Genomic DNA, 14,306 nt, shown 5'->3' with positions numbered 1-14,306 from the left:
TCACCAGCGGCGCACCTCCGTGCCGGTCACCGGCTGTGACGGCTTGCCGTCCACGCCGACCGGCACCTCGCCGTGCAGCATCACCCGGTGCATGACACGCGGGAAGCCGAGGTGGGCGTTGTCGCCGGGCGCGAGGTGGATGGTGGCCCGGTTGTCCCAGAAGGCGACGCTGCCGGGCTGCCAGCGGAAGCGGACCGTGTACTCGGGCCGTACCGCCTGTTCGAGCAGCATCTCAAGGAGCGCGGCGCTCTCCGGGCGGGAGACGCCGGCGATCTGCTCGACGTAGTAGCCGTTGACGTACAGCACCCGCTCCCCGCTCTCCGGGTGGACGCGCACCAGCGGGTGCACCGAGGCCACCTGGTGGTCCAGCAGGTGCCGCAGGTAGGAGTCGTCGCCGGGACGGGACTGGTAGCCGACGCCGAGGCGGTGCTCGGCGCGCAGTCCGTCGACGAAGGCGCGCACGGGCGCGGAGAGCCCGGCGTAGGCGGCGGCCAGGTTGGCCCAGGTGGTGTCGCCGCCGTACGGCGGTACGGTCTCGGCGCGCAGGACGGTCGCGGCGGGCGGATCGATCCGGGCCCCGTGGTCGCAGTGCCAGCCGCGCAGCAGGGTGTGCCGGCGCCGCTGGAGCCACTCCTCGTGCTCCATCCCGAAGCGGCCGCCCAGCTCCAGCCGGTCGGCGGTGGTCTCCACCTCGGGGAAGCCGGCCGGCGAGGCACTGCCGCGCCGGCCGAGCACGACCGGTTCGCCGAAACGGCGGGCGAAGGCGACGTGCCCGGCGTGGTCGAGCCGCTGGTCCCGGAAGAAGACGACCTTCCAGCGCAGCACGGCCTCCCGGATCAGGGCGACCACGGCGTCGTCGAGCTCCCCGGTGAGGTCGACCCCGGTGATCTCGGCACCGATGTGCCCGGCGACGGGGTTCACCTCGACCGCCCGGGTTCCCGTCCTGTTTTCCGTCGTCATGTGTACTCCGCTGGTCGTCGGTACCGGCCAGTGGAGAGGTACCCCGGCGGGGGGCGCGGGGATGCACCGGGCGCTCCGGCATCCGGAGGCACGCGGCTGGCGATCGGGCGGATGGTCACGGACGATGATCACGAACTCTCTGGTGGAAGCGCTTCTGGTCCGCTGAGGCCCGCGAAGGAGAGACCCGTGCAAACCGTTGACACAGGCCGGCAGGTGGCCGCATGAGCCTTCGCAAGAACGCGCGGGACGCCTCGCGTCAGCGAGCCCAGAGGGCCCTGGCGCATGACGGATGGTCGCGCGCGAGCCTGGTGTCGGTCCTGCTGGTCCTCCTGCCGACGACCGCGGCGCTGGGCCATTTCGGTGTCGGTGACCTGACCAGCGCCTTCACCTTTCCCGGTCGCCTCACCGGTGCGGTGCTCCTCGTGGTCGCCTTCGTCTCGCTCCTGGGCGCCGCCGCGCTGGTGGACCACTCGCAGTTCCGGTCTTTCACCAACTCCGGCACGCTGGCCCTGATCGGTGCGTTCGCCGCCCTCGTGGCCAACGTGACACTCTTCTTCGAACTGCTGTACAACGCCGACTCGGTCCTCTGGAAGGTGTTCTTCGGCGCACTCGCGTCGGGCTCGGTATGGGCCGTCTTCGCCGTATGGCGGACATTGGCCGTGATTCCCGCTCCGAAGCGAGTGGCAACGGCAGTGCTCGTCACCACCGTCATCGCGGTGGGAAATTTCGGCTATCAGAATCTCTACCTGCCGTCCCAGCACGAGGTCAGGCCCGTCATCAGGCTGACCACGGGGACTCCGGTGCCGAGTCCAGATCGAAAAGCGTTCTCCGTGCCGGTCGACATCACCCTCGAAAACCACAGTGACCTGAGTTTCGACGTGCTCGGCACCGAATTCCATGCCATGGCGCAACGGGTGCCGCTGGCCGGGCAGGGCCGGCTCCGTGATCAATGGCGGACCACTGCCAAGCAGTGGACGAATTTCGAGGAGACGAATCCGCTGTCGCGCAGCGAGGTCTACCAACCAGGCGACCTGGTGGAGGCCCAGCCGTGGATGCGCTACGGAGGTTCGATCGACGCGAACGACACCGTCAACGCCCGAGTGGTCGTACAACTGCCCATGGATACGGCGTACGACCAGGTGGCTTTCTACGCCAGCGCACACCTCACGCGCAAGGACCGCGTGTCCCTCGACCACCTCAGGCCCGCCCCGGCTTTCATGAGCTGGGCCGGTGGACCTGTACCCGATTGGCTGAAGAGGAAGACGGGTTTTGATTCCCTCATCTATGAGTGCCCGCTTCGCGAGAACAACGCGATCGACGCGGAAACGAGAGATACCCGGCACATCACCGTCTACTGGAACTTCGGTGCCCACGGCGTCAATATCCTGGAATCCATCAGCAAGGAACACGGCAAGGACGAGTCCGACAGCGTGACAACGAGCCGGTACGGCATCCGCCTCGCCGAGACAGGGCCGGTGGAACTCAGCCTGTGGGACATCAAGAGCAAGCTGTGACCGGCACGACCGTGCCAGGTACTGGCGAACGGCGGTCGCCCAGCCTCTCCAGCCACACCACCAGCGCGAGCGAGCAGTTCACGCGGTCCCAGGAGTACGAGTCGCCCATCCCCCACTGCGCCTCCCGCACCGCCCGGCACAGCGTGTCGACGTCGAACATCTCCCCGACGAGTGGATGCCGCGCGGAGCGGCAGAGGTCGACGAGTTCGTCGCCGTGGCCCCGTAGGCCACGCACGTAGAGGTCGTTGAAGGGGATCTTGGCCGTTCGGCCGTGTATCCGGGGCGGGAGCAGGTCCGCCATGGCCTCACGCAGCACCGTCTTCGGGCGGCCCGCCCGGAACGCGGCTTCCGCGGACACGCGCCGCATCGTCGCGACCACCTCCGGGTCGAGGAAGGGGTGCGAGAGGAAGAACCCGTTCTGCTGTGCGTGGCGCCAGGACAACGGGTCCGGCGCGGCAAGGTAGTTGGCCGCGTCGTAGAGCGACTGCTCCGGCCGGCTCCCGAACACGAAGCGGCTCTCGGCGATGCTGGCCGCCCGGTAGCCGTGAGCCCGCGCGAATCCGGGGCGCAGCCAGGGCGGGCGGGTGAAGGGGCCGAGCCCCCCGAGTACGGTTCCGCGATGAACGAGCCTCGCGAACCGTTCGGCCGCGAGCGGAAGCGCCGGCCGCACCACGTGGGTGCCGACGATGTCACGGACACCCCGTTCGTTGGCTGCGGCCACGGCTCGTGCCTGCCGGGTCAGCTCCCGGAGTCTGCCGGAGCGGGCGAGCCGGTGCAGGTGCAGCGGGTTGGTGTCGACGACCGGATCGGCTCCGCAACCGGTCAGAAGGATGTCGCAGCCCAGGTCCCCCGCAACGGCATGCAGCCGTGTCCAGAACGGGGCGCGGAAGGCGTGCGCGTGCGGTTCGTCCGAGTCGCCCGCGTGGTGCTCGAAGTCATCGAAGTCGGCCACGTCGTCGGCCTCGACGATCACCGGGCGGGCCGCTGGTGCGAGCCGGCGGACCGCGTCGACGGCCTCTGTGAGATACGGCCGCTCCCCGGCCAGCTCTCCCCTGTCGAAGCGCCCGGCGAGCAGGATCAGGTCCGCGTCGGGGTCCGCGCCCTCGTCGAGCAGGCGCGCCGCGAGCAACGCGACGCTGGTGGAGTCGGTGCCGCCGGAGACGTGGCAGGCGGTCGTCCTGCCGAGGCGGCGCCCGACAGCCTGCTCCAGGGCTCGGCGCAGATCCTGCCCGGCCTCACCGGGACGGAGTACGTCGGGCGGCGCCGGGTCGCCGGCCCGACGGCCGCGGAGTACCGACCGCCCGCGCAGCCGCCCGCCGGCCGAAAGCTCCACCACCTCGCCGCCGAGGACACGGTGCACCCCGGCGAACGGGGTCAGCCGCGCATGCGGTTGGGCCATGTTCCCGGTCAGGTAGCGGCAGAAGTAACGGGGTTCCAGCTCCGTCGGGCGGCCCAGGCCGCGCGCCGCGGTGCTCACGGCGGTCACGCGGCCACCGGTCTCTCTGAAGAACAGCGGGATGCGTGCCTGTGCGTCCCGCATCAGCAGCACGCGGTCCCGGTAGATGAGGACAGCCGCGAAGTCGCCGGGCGGGAGCGGCGGTTCGGCTCCGGGACGGTCGAAGGCGCCGAGGAGAGCGCGAGCGCCTGCCAGGCGGTCCTGGACCGAGCCGACCCAGCCGACGACCGCCGCGGTGCCGGCCGGTGCGCAGACCGTCGTCACGAGTCCCTGTCGCACCATGGCGTCGGCGGTCCAGAGCCTCACCGCATCCCGGGGCCATTCGAGTCGGAGCGCTTCCATCTCACTGGTTTCCGCAGCCGATCGAGAGGACCGGCGTGAAGACGTGCCCCCGCGGGTCGGCGGCGGGAACGCACAGCCCGGCCGCTGACGTCCAGGCGTGCAGGGCGAACGGGTGCTCACGCACGCCGACATGGAGGGTGGCCTCGAAACCGCGCCGTCGCAGCAGGACGAACGCCGTCACGGCCTCCGCCTTGCAGTCGTCGTTGACGAACCAGCTTCCACGGCTGTGCGACTGGACCGCTTGTTTCAGCGTTGCCACGTCCTGTGCGGAAGGGACGTCCGCGCGAGCGTAGCCTGGGGCGGCCAGCGGCAGCAGCCGCAGGACGCGTCCGAAGCCCAGCGTGCGGATCAGCAGGTGGACGCCGCGCAGCCAGATCCCGATCTCACCGTCGCTGTACCCCTTTCGGCGCGCCGGCGCGCATCCGGCTCGGACGAGACCGGTGACGAGTTCCGCGCGTTCGTCGGCGTTGCCGTCGGCGAGCGTCTGCACGTCGGCCGTCGTCATGCCGAGAAAGCGCGTCCGTCTCCAGTCGGCGATGAGGGCCCCGCCGGACAGCCTGGTGACGCGGCAGTGCGGTGAAAGGATTCGCGTCATGGCCACGAGGGCATCGGTGTCCTCTTCCACCGCGTCTCCTCCCGTGTCACAGGTGCGGGTGCGTCAGGACTGGTATCCGTGACCGTCGTAGTCGCCCCCGCTGAAACCCCCGATCAGCCGGCCGTTCCCCAGCAGGACAAGGCCGTGCGGCATACGCCGCCGCAGGAATCGGATCAACATCGTCTACCTCCGGAGCCGGGTGGCAACGATCATGTCAAGGCTACTCCGCCCCCGACGCCTCGCAACCGTGGAGCCTGCCGACGCCCCAGCCGTGCTCGTGGCAGCGCGGGGCCACGAAAAAGGAGCGGTGCGGAACGGGTCGGTCAGGCCATGATCGGAGTACACCGTGCTGAAGGAGCCGCTCGTGCATGACACCGCCGACCTCGTCGCCGAGGCCTACGCACTGGGCCCCGGCCCGTGGACTCTGACGCCCGTCACGCGTGGCGCGCTGGGCCGCATCTGGAGGCTTTCGGGCGCGGACGGCTCCTCCTGGGCGGTGAAGGAACTCCTGTTCGGCGGCGACGAGGAGGACGTCGAGCGGGAGGCCTCGTTACGGCTCGCCGCGGAGCGCCTTGGCATCGCCTCCCCGCGTCTCCTCGCCGGCCGCGACGGCACGCACCTCACCCGCGTCGCCACCACCGCCGGCAGCTCCCCGGTGAAGGTGTACGACTGGATCGAGGGCACCACGGCGGACATCGCCGACCCCGGGATCCTGGACTGGTTCGGCCGGACCATGGCTCTGCTCCACCGAGCGGGCGAGGGCGCGACCGAGACACCGGACGGCTGGTACGAGCGGTGCCCCGAGGACGGGGACTGGAAGGCGCTGCACGAGAAGGTGGCCGCGGCCGGCCTGCCGTGGGCCGACGAACTGGGCAGGTTCATCGGCACCTCGGCGGTGGAACTGGCCCGCTGGGTCACCCCGTCCGACGCCGGGGACCGTGTGCTGTCACACCTCGATCTGCAGCCCCAGAACGTCCTGGTCGCTCCGACCGGGCCGGTCCTGCTCGACTGGGACAACGCCGGCCCCGCCTCCGCGGAACGGGAGTTCGCCCAGGCCCTGTACGTGTGGTCGGGCGGCAACCGGGTGGCCGAGGCCCTGGCCCGGCGCCTGGCCAGGGCCTACCGCCAGGCGGGCGGCCCTGCCAGGATCCACGGCCCGGAGTCCTTCTCCATGCTCTTCGCGACGTCGCTGAACTACATCCGTGTCCAGGCCGAGGCCGCCGTCGACCTGGGACTGCCGCCGGCACAGCGCGAGTTCTCGGCGGGCCAGGTCGTCGCCCGGCTGGCCGAGGTGCCGGACCTCGCGGCGGTGTCCCGGCTGGTCGCGGCCGTCAAGGACGAGTAGCCCGGTCTGCGAGGCTGGGGGTACGGCACAGTCGAGGGAAGGTCGCACCGTGATCAGCATTCCGGCGTACACGCTCAACGACGGGACGACGGTCCCCGCCACCGGCCTGGGCACCTGGCCGATGGACGACACGCAGGCCGAGCAGGCCGTTCGCCACGGGCTGGAGCTGGGGTACCGGCTGGTGGACACGGCGGTGAACTACCACAACGAGTCCGGGGTCGGCCGGGGTGTCGCGAGCAGCGGGGTGCCCCGCGAGGAGGTGGTGGTGACGACGAAGCTGCCGGGCCGCCACCACGGCTACGAGGAGACCCTCGCCTCCTTCGAGGAGTCCCGGCAGCGGCTGGGCGTGGAGTACGTGGACCTGTATCTGATCCACTGGCCCAATCCCCGGGTCGGCAGGTACGTCGACTCGTGGCAGGCGATGATCAAGCTGCGCGAGGACGGTCTGGTGCGCTCGATCGGCGTCTCCAACTTCACCGCGGAGCACCTCACCCGGCTGGAGAAGGAGACCGGCGTGCTGCCCGCCGTGAACCAGGTGGAACTGCATCCGCTGTTCCCGCAGGAGGAGCTGCGGGCCTTCCACGCGGAGAAGGGCATCGTCACCGAGAGCTGGAGCCCGCTCGGCCGGGACGTCCGGCTCCTCGACGACCCGGCGGTCGTGGCGGTCGCCGAGGCGCACGGCGTCACGTCCGCCCAGGCGGTGCTGCGCTGGCACGTGCAGCTCGGAGCGCTGCCCATTCCGAAGTCGGCGGACGCCGGACGGCAGCGCGCCAACCTGGACCTGTTCGGTTTCGAACTGGACGCCGCCCAGATGGCGGCGGTCTCCGGGCGGTCCCACCGGCGGCTGGGCGGCGACCCGGACCGCCACGAGGAGTTCTGAGCCGCGGCAGGCCGCAGGCCGGTCGGGAGGAGCTCCGCCGGGTACTCGGGGCGCACGGCCGAGGGAAGGAGCCATGGTGAGCAGCGACGACCGTTTGCGTACATACCGCGGCAAACGTGACTTCGAGCGGACCAGGGAGCCGTCGGGGCAGGCGCAGGCGGCCGGTGACCGGCTCCGGTTCGTGGTGCAGATCCATGACGCGCGCCGGATGCACTTCGACTTCCGGCTGCAGGTCGACGACGTCCTGAAGTCCTGGTCGATCCCGAAAGGCCCGTCCACCGACCCCGGGGACAAGCGGCTGGCCGTGCCGACCGAGGACCATCCGCTGGAGTACGAGAACTTCGAGGGCGTGATCCCGAAGGGCGAGTACGGCGGCGGCACCGTGATCGTCTGGGACCACGGCTGGTACGAGCCCCTCAGCCACGACCGCCGGGGGCGCCCGGTCGGCTTCGGGGAGTCGCTGGAGGGCGGGCATGCCACCTTCCGGCTGCACGGCTCCAAGCTGCACGGCGAGTACGCCCTGACCCGGTTCCGGGGCGGGGACGGCGACGACGCCTGGCTGCTGGTGAAGAAGGGGGCCGCGCGCTCGGACGGGCACGGCACGCCCGACCCCCGGCGGGCTCGTTCGGTGCGCTCCGGCCGGACCCTCGCCCAGGTCGCGGCGGACGCGAGCAAGGGGTGAGGGACGGCGCCCGGCCCTGACGACCGGCTGCCTCCCGCCCCCTCGGGCGGTTGCAGCAGCGGCTGGAGCCGACCCGGCGGGACGTCGAGCGCACCGGGGTCGCGGTGACCCACCACGTCTTCGACGTGCTCCGCCTGGAGGGCCGCGACACCCGTCAACTGCCGCTGCAGGTACGGGAGCCGCTGCCGCGGCGCACGCTCGCCCACCGGACGCCGGTGCGCCTCACCCCGCATCGCAACGCGGGCGGCGCGGAGTTGCTCGCCGACGCGTGCGCCCGCGGCTGGCAGGGGCTGATCGCCGGCGGGGCCGACGGGCCGTATGCGGCCTGCCGGTCCACGGACCGGCCGGAGCCGAAGTGCTCGCGCGGGCAGGAGTGGACAGTGGTCCGGGAGCGGGCCGACGAATGAGCCCCAGGGCCGCCTGCGCGCACGCGGATTGAGCCGTTCCTGCCCCGGTCCGCCCGGCGGGGGCCTATGTTCGCGAAGGTACTCGATCTTCGGTTCAGGAGGCCCCACCCATGCGCACCGCGCTCCGTACCGTCATGGCCGGGGCGGTGGCCGCCGGCACTCTGCTGACCTGCGGCACCGCCCACGCCACCCCCGCCGGACCCGGCGTGACCGGCAGGGTGATCAGCCAGACCACCATCGGCGACACGGACTACGTCCTGCGGGAGATCACCGTCCCGCCCGGCCAGACCACTGGCTGGCACTACCACGACGGCCCGGTCTACGGATACGTCCAGAAGGGCACCCTCAGCCACTTCCACTCCGACTGCGAGGAGGACGGCGTCTACCACCGGGGCGGCACGGTGTACGAGTCGGGCGGCCCCGGCGATGTGCACCTGGGCGCCAACCTCGGTGACACCGACCTGGTCCTGGACGTGCTGTACATCCTGCCGCACGGCTCCCCGTACTCCGAGTCGGTGCCGAACCCGGGCTGCGACTTCGAGTAGACCGGTGGTCGCCCCCTCACTCGTCGGCGACCGGCAACGGGCCTTCGGGCAGCGGCTGTTCGGCCCAGATGGTCTTGCCGCTGCCCGTCTGCCGGCTGCCCCAGCGCTGGGTGAGCTGGGCGACGAGCAGCAGGCCGCGGCCGCCCTCGTCGTAGGCGTGCGCCCGGCGCAGGTGCGGTGAGGTCGAACTGCCGTCGGCGACCTCGCAGATGAGTGCGCGGTCACGGATCAGCCGTAGCTGGATGGGCGGTTCGCCGTAGCGGATCGCGTTGGTGACGAGTTCGCTGACGACGAGTTCGGTGACGAATGCGGCCTCGTCCAGGCCCCAGGCGGTGAGCTGTTCGGTGGCCGCCTGCCGGAAGTGCGCCACCTCGGCCGGGTCGGGCGGCACGTCCCAGGTGGCGACCCGGTCGGCGCCGAGAGCGCGGGTGCGCACCAGCAGCAGGGCGACGTCGTCGGAGGGCTGGTCCGGCATGACGGCCTTGAGCACGTTGTCGCTGAGGGTCTCCAGGGAGTCGGCGGGCACGCTCAGGGCACGGCACATCTCCTCGGTGGCGCGGTCCACGTCCCGCTCCCGGTCCTCGACCAGGCCGTCCGTGTAGAAGGCGACGACAGCTCCCTCGGGCAGTTCGAGCTCCGCCGCCTCGAAGGGCAGCCCCCCGACGCCGAGCGGCGGACCCGCGGTCATCGGGATCAGCTCGGCCGCGCCGCCCGGCAGCACGACCGCCGGCGCCAGGTGGCCGGCGGCGGCCAGGCTGAGGCGCCGGGAGACCGGGTCGTAGACGGCGTACAGGCAGGTGGCGCCCAGCTCGGCGACCTCCTCGCCGGGAACGTCCGCGGCCAGGTGGGTGACCAGGTCGTCGAGGTGGGTGAGGAGCTCGTCGGGGGGCAGGTCCACGTCCGCGAGGGTGCGTACCGCCGTTCGCAGACGTCCCATGGTGGCGGAGGAACGGATGCCGTGGCCGACCACGTCGCCGACGACCAGGCCGACCCGGCTGCCGGAGAGCGGGATCACGTCGAACCAGTCGCCTCCGATGCCGGCCAGCGATCCGCTGGGCAGGTAGCGGTGGGCCACCTCGACGGCGGCCTGCCCGGGCAGGCCGCTGGGCAGCAGGCTGTGCTGGAGGGCGAGGGCGGTGGAGCGCTCGCGGGCGAAGCGGCGGGCGTTGTCGATGCAGACGGCGGCGCGGCTGGCGATTTCCTCGGCGAAGACGGTGTCGTCGAGGACGTAGTCGTCGGGGTGGCGCATGCGCACGCCCACGACGACGCCGAGCAGGACGCCCCGGGCCTGCAGGGGGACGGCGATCATGGAGTGGACGCCCTGGCGGTGGACGCGGCCCTCGGGCGAGAGGGTGTTGCGCTCCTCGACCCAGCGGCGGAACTCGGGCTCGCCGGCCTGGCCGACCACCGCCCGCAGCTCCCGCAGCGCCCGTGCCGGCGGTGACATCGCCGGGTGCACCTCGGCCTCGCCCAGGCGTATGGCTGCCTCGGGGGTGCCCTCGGTCGCGGAGCCGTGGGCGACCCGGCGCAGCGCGATGTCGCCCACCGGTACGGAGAGGGGCTCCTCGGCTCCCAGGACCCAGTCGAGGAGGTCGACGCTGGCGAAGTCGGCGTAGCGCGGGACGAGGAGTTCGACGAGTTCCTCGGCGGTGCGTACCACGTCCAGGGTGGTGCCGATGGAGGTGGCCGCCTCGTTGAGGAGGGTGAGCCGGAGGCGGGCCAGGTACTGCTCGGTGCTGTCGAAGGCGGCCAGGGCGACGGCGGTCAGCTCGCCGGCGGGGTCGCGCAGCGGCCACATCTCGATGCTCCAGGCGTGTTCGCGGTTCAGGGCCGGGGCGCCGGTGAAGCTCTCGTAGCGGACGGGCCGGCCGGTCTCGACGACCTGGCGCAGATGGCTCAGGAAGCCCTCGCTGTGCGGGGCATCGTCGACGGTGTCCAGGAAGAAACGGCCGAGCAGGGCCTCCTCGGGGACGCCCATGACGTGGCAGGCGGCGGCGTTGGAGCGGAGGTAGCGCTGGCGGATGTCGAAGACCGACATGGACATGGAGGCCTGCTGGAAGGCCTGGCCGGCCAGGGTGGGGTCGGCCTGCCAGGGCGGGTCGGCGGTGAGCACGTAGCCGGTGGACCCGCCGTCGGGGCCGAGGACCGGGCAGGCGGTCAGGGCGATCTCCGTGCGGCGTCCGTCGGAGCGGCGCAGCGTGACGGTCCCGGCGCGGGCGGCCAGCACCCGGGCGGGGACCGCCTCGGCGAGGAGGTCGGCGGCGGGCTTGCCCACGACCTCCTCCGCCCGGTGTCCGGTGAGCACCCGCGCGCCTTCGCTCCACCCCGTCACCCGGCCCAGGGCATCAATGATCGCCGTGGCAGCGACACGCTCCATACGCCCCAGGATGGGACCTATGTCCCAGCGCATCAAGCGCGGACCGGACCGTCCGCTCAGTCCTGGTGGGCCCGCAGAGCGGCCAGCGCCCGGTCGGCGTGGGTGTTCATGCGCAGCTCGCTGCGGACGACCTCCAGTACGGTGCGGTCCTGGGCGATCACGAAGGTGGCCCGCTTGGTCGGGGCGAGCGAGAAGCCCCGCTTCACGCCGAACAGCTCACGGACGGCGCCGTCCGCGTCGGAGAGGAGCGGCATGCCGAGCGTGTGCTTCCCGGAGAACTCCTGCTGGCGCTCCACGCTGTCCCCGCTGATCCCGACGGGCCGGGCGCCGGCGGCCGCGAACTCGGCGGCCAGGTCCCGGAAGTGGCAGGCCTCGGCGGTGCAGCCGGCCGACAGGGCGGCGGGGTAGAAGAACAGCACGACCGGCCCGTCGGCCAGCAGCTCCGTGAGGCTCCGCGTCGTACCGGTCTCGTCCTGGAGCGCGAAGTCCTCGACCTTGCTTCCGACCTCTACGGTTGCCGCCATCTATCGGCCCTCCTCGCCACGTGCGACTCCGCGCGCCCACAGCACCAGGGGTATCTGGAGCGGCAGGCGGGCGAGAGCCGCGGTCCTGAGCGGCTCGGGCCGCTTCTGCCAGTCGACGGCCATCTGCACGTTGGCCGGGAACACGCCCACGAAGAAGGCGGCGGCCGCCCCGGCCGTCACCGCGCGGGTGCGCGGCAGGGCGATCCCGGCCGCCAGCGCCAGCTCCACGGCCCCGCTGGCGTACGTCCATGCTCTCGGTGATCCCGGCAGCGCCCGGGGGATCGTGGCGTCGAACGACTTCGGCGCCGCGAAGTGCGAGACGCCGGCCGCGGCCAGCAGTCCGGCGAGCAGCAGGGGTGAACGTTCGGACCGGCTCACAAAGCCTCCTCTGACGACCTGCAGCCGGATATTACCGGGCGGTACCGCCCTTTCCCCCGCGGGGTCCTCCTCCAGGAGGCGCAGGCCACGGACCAGGGCCCGGCGGGCGGATCACGCCGCGGGGAAGTCGGCGGTGACTGTCGACACCAGCGAGTCCCTCGTCTGCGGCATGAGGCGTGCGAGCCGTGGATCAGGGGCGTCCAGGACGACGCCCCCACCAGTCGTGCCGGGACCTACGGGGAACACCCGGCCGGCAGTCGGCTCGCCCGCGCCGCCGGTGCCTCAGCCGGCCCGGTCGACCGAGGGCACCGTCCCGGCGGCCTCCTGGCCGGGTTCGTCCTCGACCGCGTGCGCCAGGAAGTCGTCGACCATGCGATGGAAGAGCGTGGCCAGCTCCCGCAGTTCCTCGGGCTTCCAGTCGTCCAGGGCCAGCTGCATGCCCCGCGCCCCGGCGTCCCGGACCCGCTCGACGGCCGCCCGGCCCGCGTCGGTGAGCTCGATCCGCTGGGCGCGCCGGTCGTCGGGGTCGGGGACGCGGGTGACGTAGCCCGACCTCTGGAGCTGCTGCACGGTACGGGTCACATGGGACGCCTCGACTCCGAGCCGCTGGGCCAGCTCCCCCGGGCGCAGCGGCTCGGAGTCGGCGACCTGGCGCAGCAGGGCCACCGCGGCGCGGTCCAGGGGCACGCCGGCGAGCGCCATCAGCCGCTCGTGCTGGCGGGCCCGGGTGCTCAGGTAGGTGATGCGCGTCAGGGCACGCTCGATCTCCACGACCTCCGGAGTGGCGGCGGGGACGGCTGGCAGCGGTTCTGTGGACATACCGGCCAGTTTACCATATCGTTGCGTAACTCAAGTAAGTTACTGCGTGGGTTTACCCACAGTACTGCGCGGGGCGTACGTGCCGGGGCCGGACTCCGTGTTCCCGCAGCGGCCCGCCGGCAAGGCCGCGCTGGTCACCGGCGCCCCCAGGAGGCGCGGCAGCCCCCAGGGCCGAGCCCCACGCGGGGCCGCGAGGGACGTCACTCCGTACGGCGGGCGGAACAGCGGCGGAAGCTGTCCGGTGAGCGCGCCGACGGTCGGCCCGGCCCCGGCCGGCGAGCCGGGGCATGTCGCGCTCGCGCAGCGGGCCACTGATCGCCCCGGGGCTTGACATCACGCTCGGAAAGCGGGTTATCGTCACCCGACGATCAGCAGGATTCCTGATGATCGATCCATCGCTCGGCGGGTTTCGCCGCACAGCGCATGCCCCTCCCGATCGGAGCCGTATGTCCCTCCTGGCCCGCCCTTCGGTCGCCGCGCTCGTCGCGAAGTCCATGCAACGGCTGACCCTGTTCGCGAGCAGGCGCCCGAGCGGCCCGGGCTCCGACGCCGCCTCGCACGCCCGGTTCCCGGAATTCCCCCGCGCCGTGCGGACGTTGACCATCCCGACGTCCGTCGCCCCGGCCCGCGCCACGGTGTACCTGCCGACGGCCGCGGACCCCGCTCCCCCGGTGCACGTCAACTTCCACGGCGGCGGCTACGTCATGTCGCTCACCGAACTCGACGATCCGCTCTGCCGGTTCCTGGCCGCCGAGGCAGGGGTGGTCGTGGTCAACGTGGACTATGTCGTCGCCCCGCAGCATCCCTTCCCTGCTCCGCCGCGCCAGGCCTACGAGGTGGTCCGCTGGATCGCCGACCACGCGGCCGAGCAGGGCTGGGACGGCACCCGGCTGACCGTCGGCGGGCAGAGCGCCGGCGGCGGCCTGGCGGCGGCGGTGGCCCGGCAGGCGCTCGCCGAGGACGGCCCCCCGATCGCTCTGCAGGTCCTCCACTATCCGCCGCTGGACCTGGCGACGAGCGCCTCAGGCAAGCGGGCCGCCGTCGCCAGGCCGGTGCTGCGGCCCTGGATGGCCGAGGTGTTCGACACGGCGTACGTCCCGGAGCCGGGGAACCGCGCCGACCCGCTGGTCTCCCCCGCCCACTCGTCCGACACGGCCGACCTGAGCGGCATCGCCCCGGCGCTGGTGATCACCGCCGAGTACGACCTGCTCAGGGCGGAGGGCGAACGGTATGCCGCACGGCTGGGGACCGTCGGGGCACTGGTCGAGCACCACGAGGTGGCGGGGGTGGATCACGGGTACGACGGCAAGGACGATGTGAGGGCGCGGGAGGTCTATGCGCTCATCGCACGCCATGTGCGGGAGGTTCGGGGGCGGGGCGCCTGAGAGCGCGGGGTGCAGTGCTGCCGCGGCGACCGGCCGTTGTCGGCGGCCGGTCGCGCCCATGCGACGGTAGCCGCACATTCGGCACAGCCCCGCGCCC

14 protein-coding genes are annotated in these 14,306 nt (G+C 72.2%); 7 read left to right on the top strand and 7 right to left on the bottom strand.

Annotation, left to right across the window (positions count from 1 at the left end):
* Positions 1-960 carry a TauD/TfdA dioxygenase family protein gene (locus tag OHB00_RS48465; RefSeq protein WP_406445099.1) on the bottom strand — a complete coding sequence of 320 codons (960 nt, stop codon included), beginning with the start codon at positions 958-960 and terminating at the stop codon, positions 1-3.
* Positions 961-1,181: 221 nt separating this feature from the next.
* On the opposite strand from OHB00_RS48465, the gene OHB00_RS48460 reads away from it, so the two are divergent.
* The gene (locus tag OHB00_RS48460) at positions 1,182-2,474 is read left to right on the top strand and encodes a hypothetical protein (RefSeq protein WP_406445097.1); all 1,293 of its coding nucleotides are present in this window, start codon (positions 1,182-1,184) and stop codon (positions 2,472-2,474) included.
* Here OHB00_RS48460 and OHB00_RS48455 read toward each other — a convergent pair.
* Positions 2,458-4,272 (bottom strand): asparagine synthase-related protein, encoded by a 1,815-nt coding sequence (locus OHB00_RS48455; protein ID WP_406445095.1) that lies wholly within the window; start codon positions 4,270-4,272, stop codon positions 2,458-2,460. The genes OHB00_RS48460 and OHB00_RS48455 overlap by 17 nt on opposite strands.
* Position 4,273: 1 nt before the next feature.
* The gene (locus OHB00_RS48450; protein ID WP_406445093.1) at positions 4,274-4,867 is read right to left on the bottom strand and encodes a lasso peptide biosynthesis B2 protein; all 594 of its coding nucleotides are present in this window, start codon (positions 4,865-4,867) and stop codon (positions 4,274-4,276) included.
* A gap of 364 nt (positions 4,868-5,231) precedes the next feature.
* Between OHB00_RS48450 and OHB00_RS48445 the strand changes: the two genes are divergently transcribed.
* The 5 genes from OHB00_RS48445 (at position 5,232) to OHB00_RS48425 (ending at position 8,726) form a co-directional block, all read left to right on the top strand.
* Complete coding sequence (locus OHB00_RS48445) at positions 5,232-6,212, top strand: phosphotransferase enzyme family protein (protein ID WP_406445091.1); 981 nt, start codon at positions 5,232-5,234, stop codon at positions 6,210-6,212.
* A gap of 49 nt (positions 6,213-6,261) precedes the next feature.
* Positions 6,262-7,092: an aldo/keto reductase gene (locus OHB00_RS48440; protein WP_406445089.1), complete on the top strand. Its 831-nt coding sequence runs from the start codon at positions 6,262-6,264 to the stop codon at positions 7,090-7,092.
* A gap of 76 nt (positions 7,093-7,168) precedes the next feature.
* Entirely contained in the window at positions 7,169-7,774 is a 606-nt protein-coding gene (locus tag OHB00_RS48435) for a DNA polymerase ligase N-terminal domain-containing protein (protein WP_406446327.1), read from the top strand.
* A 50-nt stretch (positions 7,775-7,824) separates the two neighbouring features.
* Complete coding sequence (locus OHB00_RS48430) at positions 7,825-8,181, top strand: hypothetical protein (RefSeq protein WP_406445087.1); 357 nt, start codon at positions 7,825-7,827, stop codon at positions 8,179-8,181.
* Positions 8,182-8,291: 110 nt separating this feature from the next.
* The gene (locus tag OHB00_RS48425; RefSeq protein ID WP_406445085.1) at positions 8,292-8,726 is read left to right on the top strand and encodes a cupin domain-containing protein; all 435 of its coding nucleotides are present in this window, start codon (positions 8,292-8,294) and stop codon (positions 8,724-8,726) included.
* Between the two features lie 16 nt (positions 8,727-8,742).
* Here the strand turns inward: OHB00_RS48425 and OHB00_RS48420 are convergent, their stop codons facing one another.
* The 4 genes from OHB00_RS48420 to OHB00_RS48405 all read right to left on the bottom strand — a co-directional run bounded on the left by OHB00_RS48420 (position 8,743) and on the right by OHB00_RS48405 (position 12,824).
* Positions 8,743-11,103, bottom strand: a complete 2,361-nt coding sequence (locus OHB00_RS48420) for a SpoIIE family protein phosphatase (protein WP_406445083.1) — start codon at positions 11,101-11,103, stop codon at positions 8,743-8,745.
* Positions 11,104-11,159: 56 nt separating this feature from the next.
* Positions 11,160-11,627 (bottom strand): peroxiredoxin, encoded by a 468-nt coding sequence (locus tag OHB00_RS48415; protein ID WP_406445081.1) that lies wholly within the window; start codon positions 11,625-11,627, stop codon positions 11,160-11,162.
* A complete protein-coding gene (locus tag OHB00_RS48410; protein ID WP_406445079.1) occupies positions 11,628-12,005 on the bottom strand; it encodes a DoxX family protein in 378 nt (125 codons plus the stop codon).
* Between the two features lie 282 nt (positions 12,006-12,287).
* On the bottom strand, positions 12,288-12,824 hold the full coding sequence (locus OHB00_RS48405; protein ID WP_406445077.1) for a MarR family winged helix-turn-helix transcriptional regulator: 537 nt from the start codon (positions 12,822-12,824) through the stop codon (positions 12,288-12,290).
* Between the two features lie 446 nt (positions 12,825-13,270).
* Between OHB00_RS48405 and OHB00_RS48400 the strand changes: the two genes are divergently transcribed.
* Positions 13,271-14,209, top strand: a complete 939-nt coding sequence (locus tag OHB00_RS48400) for an alpha/beta hydrolase fold domain-containing protein (protein ID WP_406445075.1) — start codon at positions 13,271-13,273, stop codon at positions 14,207-14,209.
* Positions 14,210-14,306: the final 97 nt, after the last annotated feature.

The sequence above is a fragment of the Streptomyces sp. NBC_00631 genome (genome assembly GCF_045206895.1).
GTDB lineage: Bacteria > Actinomycetota > Actinomycetes > Streptomycetales > Streptomycetaceae > Streptomyces.
This window is presented reverse-complemented; position numbering and strand designations above follow the sequence as displayed.